Consider the following 23,139-nt stretch of genomic DNA (forward strand, 5'->3'; position numbering starts at 1 on the left):
CGTGTCGGGGCACGGAATGACAGATGTTTGGATGTTGGTTGGTTATTTCGTCAATTTAGCCATCATTCTTTTAATACGGTCCGCCAATTTTTCATTGGATAATTTTTCCCGCAACCTGTCCGTGATAATGGGAAACGATAGGGGTGTAGGTTGTGAGCATTTTCGCCAAACGATTTCTTGTTCGCCGATACGTTCCAAAGCCAATCGCAGTCGACCTTCTTCCAATTGGTGCTCAAAGGTTTCGGTATAGGCTTGCTGGTAGAGCAGGTTGTCATCCTCAAAATCACGGAACACATCGAACAACAATTCCGAACTGCTTTGCAGATGCTTCATTTTGACACCTTTTTCCGGATAGCCCGTAAACACCATGCCGCTGATAACGGCAATATCACGGAACTTTCTACGTGCCATTTCGTTGGAATTCAAACTTTTTTGTAGGTCGGACAACATATACTCTGGCGTAAAAAGGTTGTTGTCCAAAATCTCCTGAATGTTGATTTCACGGTCCGATAGCAATTCAAAACCGTAATCGTTGAAGGCAAGTGAGCAGGTAATGGGAGCCAACAAGCTGATCCGATACGCCAACAAACTGCTCATCCCTTCGTGAATGGCTCTGCCCTCAAACGGATAAAACATATGATGGTAGCCATCACGGGTCTTGAAGGTTTCGATCAAAAACTGATGGGGCTGGGGTACAATGCTTTCCTCCCGTTGTTTGTTGAACATGGGCTGTAAAGCCTGTATCTCTTCCGATTGCTCGTCAAATTCCAGTTCGGCGGTGTACAATTCTTGACGCAACAACTCGGACATCTTTGCAGAAAAGCTCAAACGTCCACCCATCCAGCTAGGAACCTTGTTTGTCCGTTTGGAGGAATTTCGAACGTGCGCGGCCATTCCCTTGATCCTTATGAATTCCAAATTTCGCCCTGCAAAGGTGAAAACATCGCCGGGGCTCAATTTGGAGATAAAATATTCCTCGATACTGCCAATGTACCCTCCTTTTTGATAGCGAACCGAAATGGTGGCATCCCCAACAATGGTTCCTATTTGAAAACGGTGACGCATGGCCACCGCCCTGCTGTTTACTTTAAATTTGCCGTCTTCTTCTACCTCTACTTTTTTGTATTCATCATAGCTCTTGAGACTTTGGCTTCCCATAACCAAAAAATTGAGCAGCCATTGCCACTGTTCTTCGGTCAAGGTCTGATAACAAAAGGTTTGTTTGATTTCTGGATAGATTTCATCAGCATGAAACCCATCTGAAACCGCCAAGGTGGTCAAATATTGAATAAGGACATCAAAACTGTTCAAGTAGGGGATACGGTCTTCCACAGCACTGTTCAAAACCGCTTTTTGCATGGCCGAAGCCTCCACTAACTCTATGGCATGAGTGGGCAAAAAATGGATGACGCTTTCTTTGCCAGGTCGGTGACCGCTACGTCCCGCGCGCTGCAAGAAACGGGCAACGCCTTTGGGTCCACCAATTTGGATAACGGTTTCCACAGGGGCAAAATCCACACCAAGGTCCAAACTCGATGTGCAGACCACAGCCTTTAGGCTTTCGTTGCGAATGGCCTGCTCTACCCATAATCGGGTTTCCTTATTGATGCTGCCGTGGTGCATGGCCATTTCCCCGGCGAACTCAGGATATTTTTCCAATATTTTCTGAAACCATATTTCGCATTGACTGCGCGTATTGGTAAAAAGCAAGGTAGTTTTACTATTATTGATGATGGGCACCACCTGGTCCAAAAGATGCAGTCCCAAATGTCCGCGCCAAGGAAAGGTTTCCATTTGCTTCGGAATAATACTTTTGACGGTGATTTTCTTGTTGAGGTTGGCCTTGACCAAAACCGAATTTTCCAGTTCCGGAGAGGTGGGCCCCAACAGTACTTCCCGTGCTTGTTCCAAATTCCCAATGGTGGCCGATATGCCCCAAATCCGTAACTCTTTGCAAATTGTTTTTAGGCGGGATAGCCCGAGTTCCATTTGAACGCCCCGTTTGGTGCCCAACAATTCGTGCCATTCGTCCACTACAATGGCCGAGCAATCCTTAAACGTTTTAGCATAATTTTTGGAGGATAGCAACAATTGTAAACTTTCGGGGGTAGTAATCAAAAGGTCGGGCATGTTGGTACGCATTTTGGCCCTTTCCTTGGTGGAGGTATCGCCTGTACGGATGCCCACGGTCATTTGCGTTTCCAAATCTTGGGTGATGCGTTCAGCGGATTGTTTGATTTCCTGCGAAAGCGCCCGTAGCGGCGTAATCCAAATGGCTTTTAATCCCTTTTTATGTTTTGTCTTGTAGTCAGGGTTGTTTTTAATGTAGTTGAGCACGATGGGAAACCAAAGTGCGTATGTTTTTCCGCTACCGGTGGGAGCATTTAATAGGCCGTGTTTTCCATCCAAAAAAGCTTTCCAGCTCTCTTTTTGAAATGGGAATGGCTTCCAATCTTGTTCTTGGAACCAATTTTCGGCGATATGAAAGAGGTCCTTTTGACTCATTTCTTATTGGATTCCTTCGTTCCACTCGGGATTAGCTCTTTTAATTCGTCCAATGTGTTCGCTTCTTCGATTTTCTTGTCCTTTCGCCATCTCAAAATTCTTGGAAAACGGGTAGCGACACCGCTTTTGTGGCGTTTAGAAGGAGCGATACCTTCAAAAGCGATTTCAAACACATGCTGCGGGGTGACGCTTCGGACAGGGCCGAAACGGTCCAAGGTATTTTTCTTGATCCAGGCATCCACTTGTCTAAACTCTTTGTCGGTAAGCCCGGAATATGCCTTGGCAAAGGTGACCAGTTCTTTATCACCTTCTTCGTTTTCATCCCAGAGGGCAAAAGTGTAGTCGGTAAAAAGGTTACTGCGGCGACCATGTCCCCTCATAGCATAGGTAAGTACGGCATCAATGGTGAGCGGGTCTACCTTCCATTTCCACCAGTCCCCTTTTTTGCGCCCAACTTGATAGGTGGATTCGTTTCGTTTGAGCATAAGGCCCTCGCTGCGTTTTTCCCTAGACTTTTCCCTTTCTTTGGCCACTTCGTCCCAAGAATCGAATTGCATTCGTTCGGATAGGAGCAACGGTAATTCGTTACCAGATGAGTTGCTTCGACTCATTTCGACTTCCTGCCCATCCGGCAGGCGGGCGCTCAATGACCAGCGCTCGGCGTCCTGATGATTGAGCGTAGTCGAAATCACAGACTCTAAAATTTTTCTTCGCTCCAGATAAGTCGTATCCCTGATGTCCTTCCCCTTCCATTCCAAAATATCATATACTTTCAATTTGACGGGAATCTTTTCTAAAAGTGATCTTGAAATATTTTTGCGGCCGATGCGTGTCTGCAAATCTTTAAAAGTGCCGATTTCGCCCTTGGGATAGGGGAGCAGTTCGCCGTCCAGAACGGTTCCATTGGGGATAACGCCAACGAAGGCTTCAAATTCTGGATATTTATCGGTGACCAGTTCTTCCCCACGGCTCCAAACAAAGAGTTCATCATTTCGAAGAATCACTTGGCAGCGAATACCATCCCATTTGTGTTCTACGGACCATTGGTTCACATCCCCCAAGTCGGAAACATCTTCTTCCACAGCATACGCCAAGTAAAAAGGATAGGGTTTGGATAGGTAATCGCTCTCCTTTTCTTCCAAAACAAGATCGTGAAATGAAATGCGGTTCGGGTCCCAATTCCCCATTAACTTGTAGGCGAGAATATCCTCCTCGATACCCGTAGCTTTGGAAAGTGCCCGGGTCATTAATTTTTGGCTTACCCCGATACGGAAACCGCCTGTAATCAATTTGGTGAAGACAAATCGTTCGTAGTAATCCAGCACGGACCAATTTTGAAATAGGTATTCTTTTTTTTCTGCTTCGGACTTTGGTTTTAGGGCAATCATCTCCTGTAAAAATGTGGTCAATGATTTTTTGGAGCCTTTTTCTGAAGAGGGTACTACCAAGGCAATGGTCTCTGCCAAATCCCCAACAATATGGTAACTTTCTTCGAACAGCCAAGCAGGGATGTGGGAGAGCTCCGCGGCCCATGTGCGCAGCAAAGTTGTGTTTACTGGTCGTGGAGGTCTACGGTGGGAGAGAATCGCAATGGTCCAAACCTTATCCTTATCGGTCGCCTCTAAAAAATAGTTGGAAAGCGCCTGTACCTTTACATTGGTTTTGTTGGTGCCATCCAAGGTTTTTATGAGTTGGGCAAACTGTCTCATTCCACTTCCGATTTTTCCTGTTCGGTAGCATTGACCTCGGACAGCTCTCCTTCGTATTGTGTTGCTTCTGTTCGGGCATCGTACCCCAATTCTTGCAAATATTTGGAGAAAATATCGGTGTAGCCATGGGTACAGATGACTTTTTCAGCTCCCGTAGCTTCCACTGTTTCCAACAGTCCGCTCCAATCACAGTGGTCGCTCAACACAAAGCCTTTATCAATGGCCCTGCGTCTTCGGGCACCCCGAAACGCCATCCATCCGCTTGCCGTAGCTGTAACATAGGGCACCATTTTGCGGATCCAAGTGCTACCGTGGGCACTAGGAGGTGCTACCACGATGTTGCCCAAAAGCTCGTCTTTTTTGGTGTCCTTGGTAATCAAATGCGTCGGGGGTAAATCGACCAAGGGCCGCAGTACCTCTGTCATGTTCTCCACGGCACCGTGTGTGTAAATTTTTCCGATGGAAGTGTCCAAATGTTTGAGCAAACGCTGTGCCTTGCCCAAGGAATAACCAAACAGCACGGAGGTTTTTCCTTCCGATTTGTTCTGGGCCCACCACTGGTTGATGTCGTTGAAGACCTCTTGTTGCGGTCGCCATTGAAAGGCGGGCAATCCAAAGGTACATTCTGTGATGAAGGTGTGGCACTTTACCAATTCGAAGGGCGTGGTGAGGCCGTCGTCCTCGATTTTGTAATCCCCTGTAAAGACCCAAACCTCCCCTTTGTGTTCTACCCGTATTTGGGAAGAACCCACAATATGTCCGGAAGGATGTAAACTGAACTTTACATTTTTGACTTTGAAGGTCTCGCCCCAATCCTTACCGGAAATGTTCACATCGCCTAGACGATGTTGTACAATGGGAACATTCTTGTGTTGGGTAATGTATTTTTGATGCCCCCATCTGCTGTGGTCGGCATGTCCGTGCGAAATGATGGCTTTATCCACGGGTCTCCATGGGTCCAAATACACATCCGCTTGTTCACAGTAGATTCCTTTGGGGGTAAATTGCAGCAAAGGTGTTTTCATAGCAGCCGTAAATTACAAATTTCTTTTGGTGCCCATTTTATATATTTTAATCTCTTTTAAAGATTTATATTTGTCCCACAAAATTTGAGATATGCCCATTTTAGATCTTTACGAGCACGGGGACCACAAGAAAAACTTGGCTCATTTTGCCACTTTGGCAAGTTTGGCAGCTGTTGATGGGGAAATCAACCCCAAGGAGATGGCCGTTTTGGAAAAGTTTGCCTTTAAATTGAACATCAGCGAGGAGGAATTTAAGGAGGTGATGAAAAAGGAGAACAAATATCCAATCGAGACTCCTCACAGTGGCGAGCAACGATATAAGAGGCTATTCGAATTTTTTCAGATTATTTTCTCAGACCATGATATTGACGAACAAGAGAGGCGCATAGTGGAGAAATATGCTATTGGCCTTGGCTTCTCACCGAAATCGGCAGCAGAACTCGTCGATAAATCCATCAAAATTTTTACAGGAAGAATCCCATTCGAGGATTATCACGAATTGGTAAGGCGCGAAAGCTAGTATTTCGCCATAAATTCTTCCGCTTTCTCTACCATTTTTTTGCTTCCGCAGAAAAAAGGAACCCTTTGGTGCAATTTGGTGGGCTGGATTTCCATGATTCGCTGAAAGCCATCGCTCGCCTTACCATTGGCCTGTTCGGCCAAAAACGCCATGGGGTTGCATTCGTAAAGCAAACGAAGTTTTCCATTTTGCGCCTTGCTGGTTTTGGGATAGATGTAAATTCCCCCCTTGATCATGTTCCGATGAAAATCCGAGACCAGCGAACCGATATACCGTGAAGTATAGGGCCTATCGTCTTCTTCCATTTGACAGTATTTGATAAAATCCTTTACGCCTTGGGGAAAATGGACATAGTTGCCCTCGTTAATAGTGTAGATATTTCCTGTTTCGGGATATTTCATGTTTGGATGGGATAGGTAAAAGGTGCCCAAGGCTGGATTTAGGGTGAAACCGTTTACCCCGTCCCCAGTGGTGTAGACCAGCATGGTCGATGTGCCGTAAATAATGTAACCCGCCGCAATCTGATTCTTTCCGGGCTGTAAAAAGTCCTCCAAGGTCACCGGGGTTCCTACTGGAGTGACCCTTCTGTAAATGGAAAAAATGGTCCCCACCGAAACGTTTACATCAATATTGGAAGAGCCGTCCAAAGGGTCTATCAAAACCACATATTTGTTTTGGTGCTGTTTGTCAAAACTGTTGATGCTGATAAAGTCATCTTCCTCTTCCGAAGCAATGCCACAAACAATTTCTCGATTTTTAAGGGTCTGGATGAATTTTTCATTGGCCAGAACATCCAATTTTTGTTGGTTTTCCCCTTGAATGTTGGTATCTCCCGCAGCGCCGATAATATCTACCAATCCCGCTTTGTTCACTTCGTGATTCACTACTTTAGCGGCCAAGCGAATCCCGTTGAGCAGTCGTGAAAGTTCCCCAGAAGTGTATTGAAATGAATTTTGATTGGCGATGATGAATTCACCGAGCGTGCGATGTTGTTTTTCAAACATGAAAAGGCTGTTTTATTTGAGGACAAATATCGGGCATTTTGTGAAACTACAACGTTTTCGAAAGACTTTAATTATGTAATTTTATAACTTTGAGTTTTATTTGTAACAATTATGGAGTATACAATCAGGGCGGCCCAACCCGAAGACATGGGGCAAGTTTTTCAACTGATTCAGGAATTGGCGCATTATGAAAAGGAGCCCGATGCTGTAGAGATTACCGAAGAGGATTTGGTACAGCACGGTTTTGGCGACCAAAAGATGTTCCATTGCTTTGTTGCCGATACCAACGATGGAATCGCGGGCATTGCCTTGGTATACCCAAGGTACTCCACATGGAAAGGACCTGCCGTCCATTTGGAGGATTTAATTGTTTCCGAGAAGATGCGTGGAAGTGGTTTGGGAACCGCTTTGCTGGATGAGGTCGTTAAATATGGACACAATCTTGGGGTAAAACGGATATGTTGGGAAGTGCTCGATTGGAACGAGCCTGCTATCGAATTTTATGAAAAGAAAGGGGCCCATGTGCTAAGGGATTGGGACGTGGTACAACTGGATGAAGAAGGAATAAAAAATTACATGGAGAGCCTTAATTAGGCCAACAATTTATAGAAGATAAGATACATGAGGGTATTTAAGTTTGGTGGAGCATCGGTGAAGGATGCCGACGCAGTGAGAAATGTGGTGAATGTGCTAAAAGAGGTGGGTTACCAAGATACTTTGGTCGTCATTTCTGCGATGGGGAAGATGACCAATGCCATGGAAAAGGTGGTGGAGTCCTATTTTAATGACAAGGCCAATGTACAGTCATCGCTACAAGAGGTGGTGGAGTATCATCATAATATTATTACCGAACTTTTTCAAAACCAAAACCACCCGGTTTATAACCGAGTAAAGATTCTCTTTGATGAAGTAAGAGGCTTTTTGGCTTGGAATAAGTCACCCAAATATGGCTTTGTGTACGATCAGGTGGTCTGTTATGGCGAACTATTGTCCAGTACCATCGTCAGTGCCTATTTGAACGAGGTTGGGATTTCCAATCAATGGTTGGATGTCCGAACCCTTATCAAGACCGATACGACCAACAGGGATGCGCAAGTGCTTTGGGACCGTACCCAAGCAGAAGTACTTTCCCGTGTCGACGTTTCCAAATTGAACATTACCCAAGGCTTTTTGGGAAGTGACGACAACAACTTTACGACCACCTTGGGAAGGGAGGGTTCCGATTATTCTGCTGCAATTTTGGCCTATTGCCTCAATGCGGAATCCGTTACCATTTGGAAGGATGTTCCCGGAGTGTTGAACGCCGACCCCAGAAATTTTGAGAACGCCCAATTGTTGGACAAGATTTCATACCGCGAAGCCATCGAACTAGCGTTTTATGGGGCTTCGGTAATCCACCCCAAAACCTTACAGCCGCTTCAGCGTAAGGAGATACCCCTTCATGTAAAATCCTTTGTGAATCCAAAGGATAAGGGCACTACTGTGGGCAAGGGCAACGGTATTGAGCCCAAGGTGCCCTGCTTTATCGTAAAGAAGAACCAAGTGTTGCTCAAACTATCTTCACTGGATTTTTCATTTATCGTGGAGGATAACATCAGCGAAATCTTCAAGTTGTTCCATGACCACCGCTTAAAAGTGGATTTGATCCAAAATTCCGCCATCAGCTTTTCGGTCTGTTTGGACAATAAGTTTAGGGGTCTTCCGCCATTGCTGGAAGAGCTTAAACGCAAATTTAAGGTGGTTTGCCATGAGGATGTGTCGTTATACACCATTCGCCATTTTAACGACGATTCGGTCAAATCCCTTCAAAATGGAAAGTCCGTACTGGTGGAGCAGCGAGGCAAGGAAACGGTTCAATTGGTTGTGAAGTAATTATTTAGCCTTAATATTTGGGTAAAAAACCCTATAGGGTTTATTTTCTATCTTTACGCGTACCTAAATACGTTTTCTATGGGCTTGGTTTCTGCTAAAGAGGTGGCGAAGGTCATCCATCTGGACAAATATGGCTTTTTGGGCACGTTTGTAGGATGGCTTTTAATGGTGGCTACCCGAATTAGCACTATCAACAGGTTTTACGATAAGAACAAAGACCTTTCGGGTCCTGAGTTTCTGGATGCTATTCTAGAACATTATGAAATAGATTTTGAGATTCCCGAAGAAGACCTAAAGCGACTCCCTAAATCGGGCCCCTATATTACCATTAGCAATCATCCCTTGGGCGGTATTGATGGCGTGCTGTTGCTCAAGTTATTATTGAACGAGCGGCCGGATTATAAGATAATTGCCAATTTTTTGTTGCACCGGATCGAGCCTTTGAAGCCCTACATTATGCCGGTGAACCCCTTTGAGAACCATAAGGATGCCAAGAGCAGCATCGTAGGGTTTAAAAATGCGCTACAACATTTACGCGATGGGCATCCGCTCGGGATTTTCCCTGCCGGCGAGGTGTCTACCTATCGCGATGGAAAGTTGGTGGTGGACCGACCATGGGAAGAGGCCGCCATAAAACTGATTCGAAAGGCAGAAGTGCCCGTAGTACCCATTTATTTTCATGCCCGAAATAGTAGGTTGTTCTATCGCCTCTCTAAAATTGACGATGTATTCCGAACGGCCAAATTACCTTCGGAATTGACATCCCAAAGCCGTCGTCCCATCAAAGTGCGGATTGGTCAACCCATTTCCGTCCAAACCCAAAATGAGGAGGATACTTTAGAAGGATTTGCGGAACTGCTCCGAAAGAAAACCTATTTGTTGGCCAATGTTTTTGAAAAGGAACGCTTCTTGGACAAGGTGCCGACCTCCCTCAAAATCCCCAAGCCGCCCAAAAAAATTGCCTCGGCGATCAGTGCAAAGGTTTTGGAGGGCGAAATCGAAAAATTGCGCGAGAAGGATTGCCGTATGCTCCAGAGCAAGAACTATGAGGTGTTCTTGGCCCAGGCCAAGGATATGCCCTTTTGTTTGAACGAGATCGGGCGTCAGCGTGAGGTCACGTTCAGGGAAGTGGGAGAAGGTACCAACAATGCCATCGATTTGGACAAGTTTGATTCCTATTACCACCATTTGTTCCTTTGGGATGACGACAGCAAGGCCATTGTTGGGGCCTACCGTATGGGATTGGGTTCAGAAATTTTTAGCAAGTACGGTATCGACGGTTTTTATTTGCAGGATTTATTTCGATTTGAACCGGAGTTGTACGGAATGATGGAGAAATCCATTGAGATGGGCCGTGCCTATATTGTAAAGGAATACCAACAAAAGCCCATGCCCTTGTTCCTGCTTTGGAAAGGAATCGTACATACGACCCTGAGACATCCAGAGCATAAATATTTGATTGGAGGGGTAAGCATCAGCAACCAATTCTCCAATTTCTCCAAATCCTTGATGATCGAATTCATGAAATCCAATTACTGGGATCCCTACGTGGCGCAATACATTCGCCCCAAAAAGGAGTTCAAGGTAAAGTTGAAGGATGCGGATAAGGAGTTTGTTTTTGATGAGACCCAAGCCGACCTGAATAAATTTGATAAACTAATCAGCGAGGTGGAGCCGGGAAGTTTGCGTTTACCGGTGTTGATCAAAAAGTACATCAAGCAAAATGCGAAGGTGGTGGCCTTTAATGTGGACCCGCTTTTTAATAATTCGGTGGACGGATTAATGTACATCCGGATAGCGGATTTACCGGAGAGTACCGTAAAACCCGTAATGGAAGAGTTTCAGGCCGAACTGGAGCGCAAAGTAGCGGAAGGGAACGGCCATTCTGAGGAGGATTAATCCACGCCAACTGTCGAGCTTCGTCTTTCGAACAGCAAATTATCTTTCCAGACCCCGTGGATCTTGCCCACGCGTTCCCGTTTTCCGATATAGCGAAAACCCACCCTTTCATGTAATTTGATACTTGCCGTGTTCTCTGGAAAAATACCTGATTGAATAGTCCAAAATCCAGCTTTTTCACTTTCCCCGATCAAATGCTGCATCAATGCTTTTCCGACACCTTGGCCACGGCTCTGGGCCGAAATGTAAACACTGACCTCGGCCACACCGCCATACACACATCGACTTGATACGGGGGAGAGCGCTGCCCAACCCATGATGATGCCATCCATTTCGGCGACCAAGCGGCACTCGCTGGTATGGGCTTTGTCCCAATCATTATAGGAGGGTGCTTGTGTCTCAAATGTGGCAAAACCGGTTGCGATGCCTTCCAAATAAATCTTCGCGACTGCTTCCCAATCTGAAGCTTGCATGGTTCTAATGACCATATGCTGTCTATTTATTGTAATATTACGATGAATAAGTCCTCAAAAAAAGCCAGATCTGATCTGGCTTTTACATACTTTTTATAGGCTCTTGAACCAATTTTGGAAATACTCGCCCACCAAAAATACAGGTTTCTGATTTCCATTAATGGCACCAATCAAGCTAATGATCCAAAGAATGAAGGTGATAAGTATTCCAAAAAGGTTAATAATGGGTATTATACCTAAGACAAATCCAACGAGATAAATCCCCAAGGTTTGCCTTATGTAAAAGGAACCTATTTCCGTTTTGTTGCTACTGTTCATGATGATAGCGATAATCCATCCAATGAAGGTCAAGTGAGCAATAATGGCTACGGTTTTTCCACTTTCCGGATTTGCTGGATCGAATGCCTTGTTTACATCCTCCTTAAAGTCTTTGGCTGCTTCTTCGGCTTTATCACCGAAGTCTTTTTTTTCTTCTGACATGTTTTTTATGTGTTGGTTAATGAGTTTTAAATGTAGCAAATAAATCCATATCTACAGAAAGGCTTTATCAACAGGCTCCCAAAGTTACAATTTATTGCCCTCGGGATCCAAAATCCAGCCAAACTTACCGTATTCGTATTCTTCCATTTCACCCACCACCGTCACGCCTTCTTCTTTAAGGGCTTCGAGCAGCGCAACCAGGTTTTCCACCCGGAAGTTCATCATAAACTGCTTTTCACTAGGTTTAAAGTACTCCGTTTTTTCATCCATCGGGCTCCATTGTGTAGAACAGTCGTTTCCATCTTTGTCCTTCCACCAAAAGGTACATCCATACCGGTCTGTATTGAGGCCCAAATGATTTTTGTACCATTCTTTCATATGATCCGGATCCTTGCTTTTGAAGAAAAAGCCGCCCAATCCCGTTACTCTGTTTTTCATGATTTCTTAATGTTTTGTTCGTACAAACCGATCCATTGTTGTGGGGTCATTTTTTGGCACAATTCCGCAATAAGATCATACGGTATGTGTTTCACGTTTTTGAATCGGATACAGCTTTTGCCCATATCCAATTTGGTTTTTACATGCTTTGGATATTCGCCCACAAACCAGTCGTGGAGTTCTTGGTCTGCGTAGATGCCCGAATGGTAGAGTGCCACAAAGTTTTTCTGTGAGGCGATATTGATAAAGGGCAATGGCAATTTAGGATCACAATGGTAACCCTCTGGATAAATGGCATGTGGCACCACAAAGCCAATCATTTTATAGTTGATGCATTCCTCAAAACCCTTGGGCAAATTGGATTTTACGGTTTCCCGTAATTTGGAGACCGCCTCTTTGCGGTCATCAGGAAGTTTTTCAATATACTCGTCCGGTGTTTGGGCATCTATGGTCATAATGGGCTTATTTTCGTTGAAGAATAAGGGAGGACAGCAAGGAAATAATGAATCCAATAAGAAAAACAGTCATGCCCATAAAAATAAACGACAGTAAAGGATTGGAAAATTGTTCCCGTTGCGATTCCAATTCTGCCAGTTTGACTTGAAACTCCTCGGATGGGAGGTTAGTCCTCATTTCTTGAATCACTTCTTCATAATACGTATCCATAAATTCAGGGTTTAGCACTTCAGTGTACAAAACATCCAAAAGACCAAACGCCAAGGCGGTGATGATACTGATCAAAATACCGATGATAAGTGCTTTTTTAAAGCTTATCTTTCCTTCATTTTCCCTATCCCGAAAATGTTTGATGCCAAAAAATACAAAACTTAGGGAGACAATTATCGAGACATATCCCAATAGTTCCTGTACGGACATGGATAGATTGCCCAACGCATACCAACTGATTATAAATAGTACGCAGATGGTAAGTGCTCCGTACGCTCCATATCTTAAAACTGTTTGTTTCATCATTTCTAGTTTTATGGTTGGTTCAAAAGTAGGGTTGAGCTTGGTTTTTGGGCTCATACTAAAGTACCAAAAACACTTCAGATGAAGTTGAAAATCTGCTAAATGGGGAGAATATGAAGACTTTTTGCCTTTTGAACAGCTTGGGTTCTTCGCTTGGCGTCCAATTTGATCAAAAGATTGGAAACATGGGTTTTTATGGTGCTCTCCGAAACAAAAAGAGCACTGGCAATCTCCTTGTTGGAAAGTCCTTTTGAAATATGCACCAAGACCTGATATTCCCTTTTACTGATGCCCAATTGTTCAATTTTCTTTTGATTGACAACACTGGGCCTTTCTTTGTGGAGTGCTTTTTTGTTGATATATATCCCGATGCCAAAAAAGACTATGGCGATAACAGCAATTATTATTTCAGCTGAAATATCCCCGGAGCGATAAACGTGGTTGCTTAACTTGAAGAGTGCCAACAAGGATACGATAAGTGCCGAGAAAACAAAAATGGTTTTTTTCACCCATTAAAATTAACAAAATCTTGCTTTGACTTTGTCAATAATCGTCTGCGCCAATTTTTCCTTGCTTTCCACGGTCCATCCTGCCACGTGGGGTGTTAGGAGCACGTTATTTGCCTTGCGTAGGTATTTGAACGGCTTTGGTTTTTTGGTGAACATATTCTCAAAGGACTTTTGCTCATATTCGAGTACATCCAATCCAGCGCCAAGCACCTTACCGGATTTTAGTCCTTCCACCAGGTCTTTGGTAATCACACATTTTCCACGGGCGGTATTCAACAGCCAAAACGGTTTATGGAATTTTTCTATGAATTCAGTATTTACCATTCCTATGGTCTCCTCTGTCTGGGGAACGTGCAAACTCACTACATCCGAACGTTGCTGGAATTCCATTATGCCGACTTGTCGGGCGTTGTCATCACTTACGCCACCCACAATATCGTAACAGATGACCTCTACATCAAATCCTTGCAATTTTTTGGCAAAGGCTTTGCCCATGTTTCCATAGCCAATAATCCCTACTGTTTTGCCTTCAAGTTCAACGCCTCTGTTTTGTTCGCGTTTCCATTTGCCTTTTCGCACTTGTCGGTCGGCCTTGCCCATCTGGTTCATCAGGGAGAGCAGCATGCCAAGGGTGTGCTCGCCCACTGCATTTCGGTTGCCCTCAGGTGCCGAGGCCAAGAAAATATCCTTGTATTTGGCATAGTCCACATCAATATTTTCCAGGCCGGCGCCGACCCTTCCAATAAATTTAAGGTTGGTGGCCTTTTCCAAGAATTGTTGGTCGATGGTAAACCTGCTTCGGATAATGATGCCGTCGTATAGGTGTATTTTTTTCTCTACTTGCTCCTTGGTGGAGTCGTAGTCTTCATGATTTTCGAACCCGAGCTCGGCAAATTGATCCAAGAGCAGGGGATGGTTGGTGTCGAGGTGGAGAACTTTCATGGGGGCAAATATACGACTCCTATATTTTTGGGTAATGGGTCTGTGTTTTTTCATGGAGCACGTTGCCGGTATGTGCTGTGCTCATTTTCTCAAAAAGAAGCACGTGCACTTCTTCGCCATTTTTGGTCATGGGATTATGTTCCACACCTTTGGGCACCACAATGATCTCACCTTCGTTCACCACTTCGGTCCTATCCCGAAACTGCATATAAAGGGTGCCTTTGATAACCTGAAACAGTTCATCCTCGTTTTCGTGGGCGTGCCAAACAAATTCACCTTGGAGTTTGGCCAAAAGGACCTGCATATCGTCCACTATGGCAATTTGATGCGGATGCCACTGTTTGGTAAACTCGGCATGTTTTTCTTTTAGGTTGATGGATTTCATGGCAAGATTTAAATTCCCAAAATGATTTTTGCGATCCAGAAATAAATAAGGATTCCAAAAATATCGTTGCTGGTCGTAATAAAAGGACCCGTGGCAATGGCGGGATCTATATTTCTTTTATGAAGGAAGAGCGGTACAAAGGTGCCTATAAATCCGGCCACCACAATCACTACGATCAGCGAAAGCGATATGGCCAAAGCAGTTTCAAAGGCCCCTTTCCATACCCAGGTAAAGAGCAGCAACAAAATGGCAAGGATAAATCCGTTCAGAAGAGCCAAGAGCATTTCTTTCAACAGATGGTTCCTCACACTGCCTTTTAAGTCGTCGTTGGCTAAACCCTGCACCACAATGGCACTGGATTGTACCCCAACGTTTCCGGCCATCGCAGCAATCAACGGAGTGAAAAAGAACAATACGGCGTGTTTGGCAATCATTTCCTCAAAGGTTCCCATAATGGCCGCAGCCCCAAGTCCACCAAAAAGCCCCAAGATCAACCATGGGAGGCGCGCGCGCGTAAGTATCCAAATACTATCGCTTACTTCCACGTCCTGAGAGATACCGGCTGCCATTTGGTAATCCTTATCGGCTTCTTCACGGATTACATCAACAATGTCATCAATGGTGATTCGCCCCACCAAACGTCCTATCTCATCCACTACGGGAATGGCTTCCAAATCGTATTTGGACATCACCCTAGCGACCTCTTCGCCCTTTTCGTTTACGTTAACGGAATCTACCTTCGGAATGTATATTTCCCTGATATGGCTCTTGGCGGGAGCGGTAAGCAAATCCTTTAAGGAAAGCCTACCTTTGAGCTTGTCTTCATCATCTACTACGTAAATGGAATGCACACGGGTCACATTTTCGGCTTGGGCACGCATTTCCTTCACGCAGGTGGTAACGGTCCAATTCTCGTTGACCTTTACGAGCTCCTTCGCCATAAGACCACCGGCGGAGTCTTCTTCGTAGCGCAATAGGTCCACAATGTCTTTGGCGTGCTCCCTGTCCTCAATCTCCGAAATAACTTCCTGAACAAGCTCTTTGGGAAGTTCGTTGATGATATCCGCCGCATCATCGGTGTCGAGCTCCGCCAACTCCCCGGCAATTTCCTTGGCGGTAAGGTTTTTGAGGACCGCCTCACGGATGTCCTCGTGCATTTCGGCAAGGATGTCCGAGGTTTTCTCGCTATCGAGCAGTTTGATAAGATATGTAGCCTCCTCGACCTCCAGTTCGTCCGCTATCTCCGCGATATCGGCATAGTGGAACTCCTTCATCATGGTCTGAAGCGCAGCATCCTTGCTGTCGCCGATCAGTTCCCTGATTTCTTCTAAAAGTTCGTCTGTGAGTTTAAACGGGGTCATTGGCTATCTTCTGTGTCAACGTTACAAAGTCAGCTACACTTAGCTGTTCCGGGCGTTGGTCAAAGATAGCATCTTCTTTGAGATTATCAGAAAGGTTGAAGGTTTTAAGACTGTTGCGTATTGTTTTTCTTCTTTGGTTGAAGGCGGTTTTCACCACTTTAAAAAAGAGGCGTTCGTCGCATGGCAAGGTGAGTTCCTTTTTTCGGGTTAACCGTAATACCCCCGAATCCACCTTTGGTGGTGGGTCAAAAACCCCGGGCGGTACGGTGAAAAGGTACTCGGCATCGTAGTACGCCTGAACCAGCACGGAAAGGATCCCGTAGGTTTTGTTTCCCGGGCCTTCGCAAATACGTTTGGCCACTTCTTTTTGGAACATTCCTGAAAATTCAGGAATCTGATGGCGCATTTCCAGCATTTTAAAAACAATCTGACTGGAAATATTATAAGGGAAGTTTCCTGTAATGGCAAACTGTTCCTCTCCATACAGCTCGGTCAGGTCAAACTTCAGGAAATCCGCCTCTACGATGTTCAAGCGGTTGTTCTGCTTTAAGATGGCAGCGTGTTCGAGCGGGAAGCTGTGGTTGAGGTAGACAATGGATTCATCGTCCAAGTCCATCGCAACCAAATCCAAATCGCGTTGCAGTAAATGCTTGGTGAGCACTCCCATGCCCGGGCCAATTTCGAGCACGTTTTGATAGCCATCCAGCGAAAGGGTCTGCGCAATTTTTTGTGCTACGGATTCATCTTTGAGAAAGTGCTGGCCCAAATGTTTTTTGGCCTTCACCGCGCCCTCCTCCTGTACCTGTTTTTGATTGTACTTGGGATTGTTCGGGTACTTCTTTTTTTTCTTTTTGGACACGGGAGCATTTTTTGGCAAGTTAGTTGGAATTTTCGACATAGATCCATGCTTTGGCGCCTGATTCCAAGGTGAAGAGTTCCCTTTTGTAGGCTTCGGTCTCGTAGCGGTCTCCCTTTTTCAGGTCAACGGCACTCACTTCATATGCCATGCCCTTTACTTTGTGTTTTGGGTTTCCGGTATGAGCTACTATGGGGTAACGTCCATAAACGGCATTTTCCATTTTTTGAAACCCCGTGACTGCGTCAGTTTTTCCGTTGAGCAAGTGGCCAAAAACAGATTTCTGGACCTGTGGGTCCTGTAGGGTTCCATAGGAAAACAGATACTCCAATTGCTATGGGATTTGTTGACTGATGACTTCTAGCTCCGTTCTAAAGGCAACGAATTTATTAGGGAACATCTGTTGCGCATCGGCACGCAGACGGTCGGCATCCTCCTTGTAATAGGCTTCCAAGGTGGCCCTGTCCTGTGTGGTATATTGAACGGAGTAGGTAATACCGCCCATATCCTCTTCTACCAAGACCTTTACCATTTTGGCGTGGGAGAATTTCCCTGTGGCCAGCATATCGGGTAAGTGTTTGTCCTTCATCCATTCCAGCCATTGGTCGTGTACACTTTCATCGATGTTGATGGTTACGTTGTATATGAGCATTTGCTTTGTTTGTTTTAGCGTGGACGAAGTTAGTGTAATTCTGAGAAACCTCTTTAAGTGATTACCGTCTTCGCAGGAATGAGCAGGTAACTAGTTGATGGCATCCCCTCGAAGCCGTCTGAAATTTTTCCGAGCCTGTGGAAAATAATAGCTGTCCTGATAGTTGTAGATGATTTTCTCATAGTGGGTCTTGGCCTTTTCAGGTTCGTTCAAAGTGTTCTCATAGAGTTCTCCCAGGGCAAAATGGGCGTCATCGGCCAAAATCCCATCGGAATAAAACTCGACTATTTTTTGATAGTTGAAGGCGGCGGCTTCATAATTTTTCTGCTCTACCAAAAGTGCTGCTTGCTTCAACAAGGCTTCGTCCTCAATTTTTTCCCCTTTGTGATTTTCCAAAATATCCTCGAGCACTTCAACGGCCTCTTTGTCTTTGTTTTGATAGGCCAACAAGTCGGCACGGGCATATTTTTTCAAAGCGGTCTGGGTAGAGTCCTCCAAGGAGTTGTCCGAAATTAACAAACTTAACTGCATGGCATCGTTGGCGATGAGCTGGGAGGTGGAACCGCGCAATACCTTAAGTTGGGTGAGGGCCCAATCAAAATCCCCCTTGTAAAAACTGGTCTGCGCCACTTTAAACCGGGCATCTTGCCCCAGCACATCGTTCTTCATACTTTTTTGCACTTGGGTGAATAAAATCAGTGCTTCATTAAACCGCTGGTCAAAAACCAAAATATCCCCTAGTGCCAATTTTAAATACGCCATCGTCATCTGGCCCATGGGCAGTTCCAAACTTTGTTTGAGCATGGCTATGGCCGGTTCCGGCTGTTCTTTTTTAAAGGTCAGGAAATTGGCGTAGGCCACCTGTAGTTGAAGCGTCCTGCTCTGGTTTCCGTACATTTCTACCAAGTCCTCAAATTTTTTCTCAACCGTTTGCAACACTTTTTCCGAGGGATTTTCCAGAGCAATGTCGATCAAGCTGAGTTCTGCATTGAGCCTGGTACTCGGATTCTCCGTGTTTTCCACAATGAACTCGTAGATGGATGTGGCCGTTTCCAGGTCTTTTTCTTCCATAGCGATACGGCCCAAATTTTCCAAACGGTCTATGGATTGTCCTTCACTCCGTTTGTAAATGGCTTTTTCTTGGCCAAAGGCGCTATTGTATTGTTTTTGTTGGACAAACAACCAGCTCAGTAGTTCGTTCCAAAGAATGTCCGGTGCCTTTTGGGCATTTTGCAACAACACTTTGCGCAGCAGCACATTGTTTTCGTTGGATGGGTCTTCGGAAATAAAGTCCTCAATATTGCGGAGCACGTTGGAGCGGGAAGTGCGGCCTTCCCAAATCAAATTGAGATAGGACTGATACATTTTGGCAATGTCGCCCTGTTCACCATAAATTCTAGCTAACTGAAAATCATAGTTGAGGTCCGGTTTTAGCTCCATCGCGCGGTTGTAGGCTTGGATGGCATAATCCAATAAGGCATAGGTTTGGAACCGATAGCCCACACTGTATCCGTAATTGGGGTTGTCCTCTATTTTTTGGATGGCCTTGTCGTAATAGGCATTGGCCTTTTCAGGTTCGTTCTTTAGGGTATGGTTATAGCCCAACTCAATAAAAAAGGTGGGAAAGGCATAACTATCTTCTATTTTTTGAAGTAAGAATGCTTCGGCCTCATCGTAACGTTCCAATTGTTGATAGCAGGCTACCAATCCCTCTGCATAATCTGTGCGTCTGGGGTTGGTCTCCACCAATTTTTCGTAGAAGACCAATGCTTTTTCATAATCCCCATCTTGAAAGTATTGTTTGGCCAAAAAATCTTCTTGTGCCGACAACAGGGTGCATGTAATTGCGAATATGAAAAATAAAAGGCGTTTCAATAGCTTGTTTTATTTCAAATATAACGCAGAAATACGGGGGATTCTGTTAAGCGAATCCAAATAAATGCCTGAAAACCTTAATCGATGGTATCAAATCCACAGTAGGGAACCAAAACCTCAGGGATTTTTATCCCATTTTCGGTCTGATAGTTTTCCAAGATACCCGCCAATACCCGTGGCAATGCCAAGGCACTTCCATTCAGGGTATGGGCCAACTGACTTTTCCCGTTTTCGTCCTTAAAACGAAGTTTTAGGCGATTGGCCTGAAAGGTCTCAAAGTTGGACACGGAACTGATTTCCAACCAACGGTCCTGCGCGGTGGAGAATACTTCAAAATCAAAGGTCAGGGCCGATGTAAAACCAAGATCGCCACCACAGAGCCGCAAGATGCGGTAGGGCAATTTGAGTTCGCGAAGAATGTTTTTAACATGCTCCACCATTTCATCCAGGGCCTGGTAAGAGTTGTTGGGGTGCTCCAAGCGCACGATTTCCACCTTGTCGAATTGGTGCAAACGGTTCAAACCACGGACATGTGCCCCATAACTGCCCGCCTCACGTCGGAAGCAGGGAGTGTAGCCTGTGTATTTGATAGGGAAATCACCTTCCGCCAAGATATCGCCTCGGTGCAAGTTGGTCACAGGCACTTCGGCCGTTGGGATAAGGTATAGGTCATCCGCCTGTACATGGTACATTTGCCCTTCCTTGTCGGGCAATTGTCCGGTTCCGTAGCCAGAGTCCTCATTGACCATGAGCGGTACTTGCATCTCGGTATACCCAGCTTCTGCATTTTTATCCAAGAAATAGGCGATCAAGGCGCGTTGCAAACGGGCACCCTTTCCTTTGTACACTGGAAAACCTGCCCCTGTAATTTTTACTCCAAGCTCAAAATCAATGATGTCATATTTCTTGGCCAATTCCCAGTGGGGCAATGCGCCTTCCACTAAGGTTGGAATATCACCTTCCCGGAATACTTCCTCGTTGTCCTCTTCGGAATTACCCGCTGGAACTGATTCGTGCGGAACGTTCGGAATCAAATATAGTTGTTGCTGAAGTTCATCTGCGGTAAGGTTGAGGTCATCGCCCAACTTTTTTGACGCTTCTTTAAGTCCAGCGGTTTTTTCTTTTAGAACATTCGCTTCCTGTGCTTTTCCTGTTTTGAAAAGGATGCCGATTTCTTTGGAGATTTTGTTGGATTCGGCCAGAGTAGCATCCAATTCTGTTTGGATGGAACGTCGTTTTTCATCGAGTTCCAAAACCTTCGCAATCATCGGTGCTGCATCGATATTTCGCTTTTTTAAAGCGGTGATGATACTTTCCTTGTTTTCCCTGATGTTCTGTAGTTGAAGCATGGCCTAGTTTTGAGCCGCAAATTTAATCGAATCTGAACAAGTGCCCAATTTTATTCTTTGGTCGAGGGGAGAATCCAATCGTTATGGGAAAAATGGTTCCACGGAACGCTGGCCAAGTCCACTTTGGGGTCGATAAAGGTTTTGTATGGCCCTTGGTTGACTTTGACCTTGTTGTCCACAAATACTTGAATGTCCTCTCCTTTTTGGGCATAGTCCTTTTTGAGGTGTTGGGCAAATTGCCAGATAAAATCTGGATAGCATTCCACTCTCCTTTCCTGTTTGTTGGTCAGATATTCATTAAGGTTGATGATGGTGGAGTCCTTACTTTGGGTGTTCACTACTTTGTAGGTGATTCTGCCCGCTCGGCTGCGAAGCATCATCCGCCAGCTCAGTCGATGGCCCTCCTCGGTCCAAAGTACATCATCCGGGAACAGATGGTGCCGAAGGGGCAACAGCAATTGAATGAGGAAATAGATGCCCAGCACCGAAAGAATGATGTTCTTGTTTTTGGGGACTACGATTTTGGTGTCCGGTATGAACTTTTTGGTTTTCAAAAAGAGATTTCGAATGGTCTGCGGTTCAAAAAAGAAGACCGTAAAGGCCAACGATAGGTAGGGGAATATCCCGATTTGGAACACAATACTGTTGAACAGATGGAAAAAGATGGAAAATACAAAAGCAATTTTGCGCGTAGGTTTCCAAAGTAGGGCGGGAACGATCAAAAGGTCGAACACAATCCCGAAAATCCCGACTATTTGATGCACCCATTTTTCTTGGAGTAAATCCCCGATCAGATAATAATGCTTTTTGGATTCCATCAACAGTTCCACGATACTGAAATCCAACCAATCCCCATATAGTTTGGCCACGGAGGCATAGGTGTACACAATGAACAATTGCAGTATGATGGTCCATCGAATCCAGTTGTACATGGTTTGGGAACGCAGCCCAGGGTTGAGTTTGGCATCCAAAGAGGCATCCCTATTGGCGGGAAAAATGGCCATGATGTAGGCCAATAGCATCAATAGGTAGTAATGGTTATTGTAGGATGTTTTCTGCATGAGGTACACGCCGGACCACATGATGGCAAAGGCCAAAGCGCTGAATCGATATTTGTATCCGAGGGCAATCAAAAGGCCCAAAGTGCCCATAACGGCAAAATAGATGTACATGCCATTGCCGGGCAGGGGCTGTAACCATTCAAACCCAATAAAGGAAAAAGTGAACTTGGGCTCCACCATGGTTCTTCGAACCCAGCCTGTGGCGATGGCCCCGTAGCATTCCGCAGCGACCAATAAGCCGTAGAATATTCGGAAAACCACCAGTTGGGCGTTGTCAATTTTCCGAAATAGAAATTGGGTGGACATTTATTTGGAAATTAGGTCCAAAGAATGGTTTTTGTCTTTCTTCAACTGTTCCTTCAATTCTTCGATCGAGTTAAATTTATGCTCATCCCTGATACGGTGCAATAGTGCTACCTGTATTTTTTTCTCATAGAGATTACCGTCAAACTCAAAAAAGTTGATTTCGATGCTTTTTTTGGAACCGTCTACCGTAGGGTTGAAGCCGATGTTCATCATGCCGTAATACTCCTTGCCATCCAAATGGCTTTTTACCACATAGGCTCCGTTTTTTGGAATGAGTTTGTACTCTTCGGCAATGTGGAGGTTTGCGGTGGGGAAACCAAAATCCCTTCCTAGTCCGCGTCCTTTTTTTACCGTGCCCGTTAGCATGTAAGCATAGTTCAAGTAGCTATTGGCAGTTTCTACATCGCCATCCAACAACGCTTTCCTGATTTTGGTGGAGCTCACCGAAACATCTTCGATTTCTTGGGCAGGAATTTCCTCTACCTCAAAATCGAAGGTATTTCCAAAGGAAATCAAGTCCTTGATATTGGCATTTCGATTGCGACCGAACCTGTGATCGTACCCAATGATGATTCTTTTGGCCTTGATGTTGTTCACCAAAATGTCCCTTACGAAATCGATGGCCGATAGTCTGGAAAACTGTTTGGTAAACGGATGGATGATCAAATAATCCAGTCCCAAACCTTCCAAAATCTGCTTTTTCTCTTCGAGGGTGTTCAGCAGTTTGATGTCCACATCTTTTTGCAATACCATTCTTGGATGTGGGAAAAAGGTGAGGACCGTGGATTTGAGTCCGGTGTTTTTGGCATTGTTTGTGATGCGTTCCAATATCTTGCGATGGCCCAAATGCACACCATCAAATGTGCCGATGGTCACCACAGTTTGGTGCGGAACTTGCTTAAAATGAGAAATGTTTTGGATTGTTTCCAACTGATTTAGAAATAAAAAA

General features: G+C 45.0%; 24 protein-coding genes. 4 read left to right on the forward strand and 20 right to left on the reverse strand.

What is annotated here, in order from left to right; all coding sequences use genetic code 11:
• Positions 1–42: 42 nt before the first annotated feature.
• From RBB12_RS04080 to RBB12_RS04090, 3 genes are read right to left on the reverse strand one after another with little or no spacing between them, the layout of a single operon-like run.
• The gene (locus tag RBB12_RS04080) at positions 43–2,505 is read right to left on the reverse strand and encodes a ligase-associated DNA damage response DEXH box helicase (protein ID WP_306012892.1); all 2,463 of its coding nucleotides are present in this window, start codon (positions 2,503–2,505) and stop codon (positions 43–45) included.
• Complete coding sequence (locus RBB12_RS04085) at positions 2,502–4,214, reverse strand: ATP-dependent DNA ligase (RefSeq protein WP_306012893.1); 1,713 nt, start codon at positions 4,212–4,214, stop codon at positions 2,502–2,504. The genes RBB12_RS04080 and RBB12_RS04085 overlap by 4 nt, the downstream gene beginning before the upstream one ends.
• Complete coding sequence (locus tag RBB12_RS04090; protein WP_306012894.1) at positions 4,211–5,239, reverse strand: ligase-associated DNA damage response exonuclease; 1,029 nt, start codon at positions 5,237–5,239, stop codon at positions 4,211–4,213. The genes RBB12_RS04085 and RBB12_RS04090 overlap by 4 nt, the downstream gene beginning before the upstream one ends.
• A 91-nt stretch (positions 5,240–5,330) precedes the next feature.
• On the opposite strand from RBB12_RS04090, the gene RBB12_RS04095 reads away from it, so the two are divergent.
• Positions 5,331–5,759, forward strand: coding sequence for a TerB family tellurite resistance protein (locus RBB12_RS04095; RefSeq protein ID WP_179383520.1), 429 nt, complete (start codon positions 5,331–5,333; stop codon positions 5,757–5,759).
• On the opposite strand, the gene fbp is transcribed toward RBB12_RS04095, so the two are convergent.
• Positions 5,756–6,763: a class 1 fructose-bisphosphatase gene (gene fbp / locus RBB12_RS04100; RefSeq protein ID WP_306012895.1), complete on the reverse strand. Its 1,008-nt coding sequence runs from the start codon at positions 6,761–6,763 to the stop codon at positions 5,756–5,758. The two genes, RBB12_RS04095 and fbp, sit on opposite strands and share 4 nt — an antisense overlap.
• Before the next feature lie 111 nt (positions 6,764–6,874).
• Here fbp and RBB12_RS04105 point away from each other — a divergent pair, with 111 nt between their 5' ends.
• From RBB12_RS04105 to RBB12_RS04115, 3 genes are all read left to right on the forward strand, one after another.
• Complete coding sequence (locus RBB12_RS04105; RefSeq protein WP_306012896.1) at positions 6,875–7,357, forward strand: GNAT family N-acetyltransferase; 483 nt, start codon at positions 6,875–6,877, stop codon at positions 7,355–7,357.
• Positions 7,358–7,384: 27 nt separating this feature from the next.
• Positions 7,385–8,635, forward strand: coding sequence for an aspartate kinase (locus tag RBB12_RS04110; protein WP_306012897.1), 1,251 nt, complete (start codon positions 7,385–7,387; stop codon positions 8,633–8,635).
• A gap of 78 nt (positions 8,636–8,713) precedes the next feature.
• Positions 8,714–10,534: a lysophospholipid acyltransferase family protein gene (locus RBB12_RS04115; RefSeq protein ID WP_293281900.1), complete on the forward strand. Its 1,821-nt coding sequence runs from the start codon at positions 8,714–8,716 to the stop codon at positions 10,532–10,534.
• Here the strand turns inward: RBB12_RS04115 and RBB12_RS04120 are convergent.
• From RBB12_RS04120 to RBB12_RS04195, 16 genes are all read right to left on the reverse strand, one after another.
• Positions 10,531–11,022: a GNAT family N-acetyltransferase gene (locus RBB12_RS04120; RefSeq protein ID WP_306012898.1), complete on the reverse strand. Its 492-nt coding sequence runs from the start codon at positions 11,020–11,022 to the stop codon at positions 10,531–10,533. The genes RBB12_RS04115 and RBB12_RS04120 overlap by 4 nt on opposite strands.
• Before the next feature lie 78 nt (positions 11,023–11,100).
• Positions 11,101–11,487 carry a YtxH domain-containing protein gene (locus RBB12_RS04125; RefSeq protein WP_306012899.1) on the reverse strand — a complete coding sequence of 129 codons (387 nt, stop codon included), beginning with the start codon at positions 11,485–11,487 and terminating at the stop codon, positions 11,101–11,103.
• 84 nt (positions 11,488–11,571) lie between these two features.
• The gene (locus RBB12_RS04130) at positions 11,572–11,925 is read right to left on the reverse strand and encodes a VOC family protein (RefSeq protein WP_306012900.1); all 354 of its coding nucleotides are present in this window, start codon (positions 11,923–11,925) and stop codon (positions 11,572–11,574) included.
• Positions 11,922–12,380, reverse strand: a complete 459-nt coding sequence (locus tag RBB12_RS04135) for a DUF1801 domain-containing protein (RefSeq protein ID WP_306012901.1) — start codon at positions 12,378–12,380, stop codon at positions 11,922–11,924. Before RBB12_RS04135 ends, RBB12_RS04130 begins: the two co-directional genes overlap by 4 nt.
• Before the next feature lie 7 nt (positions 12,381–12,387).
• Complete coding sequence (locus RBB12_RS04140) at positions 12,388–12,894, reverse strand: DUF4199 domain-containing protein (protein ID WP_306012902.1); 507 nt, start codon at positions 12,892–12,894, stop codon at positions 12,388–12,390.
• A 98-nt stretch (positions 12,895–12,992) separates the two neighbouring features.
• The gene (locus RBB12_RS04145; protein WP_306012903.1) at positions 12,993–13,403 is read right to left on the reverse strand and encodes a response regulator transcription factor; all 411 of its coding nucleotides are present in this window, start codon (positions 13,401–13,403) and stop codon (positions 12,993–12,995) included.
• A gap of 9 nt (positions 13,404–13,412) precedes the next feature.
• Positions 13,413–14,345, reverse strand: a complete 933-nt coding sequence (locus RBB12_RS04150) for a 2-hydroxyacid dehydrogenase (RefSeq protein ID WP_306012904.1) — start codon at positions 14,343–14,345, stop codon at positions 13,413–13,415.
• A gap of 19 nt (positions 14,346–14,364) precedes the next feature.
• On the reverse strand, positions 14,365–14,730 hold the full coding sequence (locus tag RBB12_RS04155) for a cupin domain-containing protein (protein WP_306012905.1): 366 nt from the start codon (positions 14,728–14,730) through the stop codon (positions 14,365–14,367).
• A gap of 8 nt (positions 14,731–14,738) precedes the next feature.
• Entirely contained in the window at positions 14,739–16,091 is a 1,353-nt protein-coding gene (gene mgtE / locus RBB12_RS04160) for a magnesium transporter (RefSeq protein WP_293281915.1), read from the reverse strand.
• A complete protein-coding gene (rsmA, locus tag RBB12_RS04165; RefSeq protein ID WP_306012906.1) occupies positions 16,078–16,950 on the reverse strand; it encodes a 16S rRNA (adenine(1518)-N(6)/adenine(1519)-N(6))-dimethyltransferase RsmA in 873 nt (290 codons plus the stop codon). Before rsmA ends, mgtE begins: the two co-directional genes overlap by 14 nt.
• A 19-nt stretch (positions 16,951–16,969) precedes the next feature.
• A complete protein-coding gene (locus tag RBB12_RS04170; protein WP_306012907.1) occupies positions 16,970–17,278 on the reverse strand; it encodes a gamma-glutamylcyclotransferase family protein in 309 nt (102 codons plus the stop codon).
• A gap of 3 nt (positions 17,279–17,281) precedes the next feature.
• Entirely contained in the window at positions 17,282–17,599 is a 318-nt protein-coding gene (locus RBB12_RS04175; RefSeq protein ID WP_179383536.1) for a DUF4286 family protein, read from the reverse strand.
• Between the two features lie 90 nt (positions 17,600–17,689).
• The gene (locus tag RBB12_RS04180; RefSeq protein ID WP_306012908.1) at positions 17,690–19,474 is read right to left on the reverse strand and encodes a tetratricopeptide repeat protein; all 1,785 of its coding nucleotides are present in this window, start codon (positions 19,472–19,474) and stop codon (positions 17,690–17,692) included.
• A gap of 77 nt (positions 19,475–19,551) precedes the next feature.
• The gene (gene serS / locus RBB12_RS04185; RefSeq protein ID WP_293288628.1) at positions 19,552–20,823 is read right to left on the reverse strand and encodes a serine--tRNA ligase; all 1,272 of its coding nucleotides are present in this window, start codon (positions 20,821–20,823) and stop codon (positions 19,552–19,554) included.
• 50 nt (positions 20,824–20,873) lie between these two features.
• The gene (locus RBB12_RS04190; RefSeq protein ID WP_306012909.1) at positions 20,874–22,190 is read right to left on the reverse strand and encodes an HTTM domain-containing protein; all 1,317 of its coding nucleotides are present in this window, start codon (positions 22,188–22,190) and stop codon (positions 20,874–20,876) included.
• Positions 22,191–23,120 (reverse strand): bifunctional riboflavin kinase/FAD synthetase, encoded by a 930-nt coding sequence (locus RBB12_RS04195; RefSeq protein ID WP_179383539.1) that lies wholly within the window; start codon positions 23,118–23,120, stop codon positions 22,191–22,193. It lies immediately after the preceding gene.
• Between the last annotated feature and the right edge of the window lie 19 nt (positions 23,121–23,139).

This window comes from Allomuricauda sp. MMSF_3307, assembly GCF_030733585.1.
GTDB lineage: Bacteria > Bacteroidota > Bacteroidia > Flavobacteriales > Flavobacteriaceae > Flagellimonas.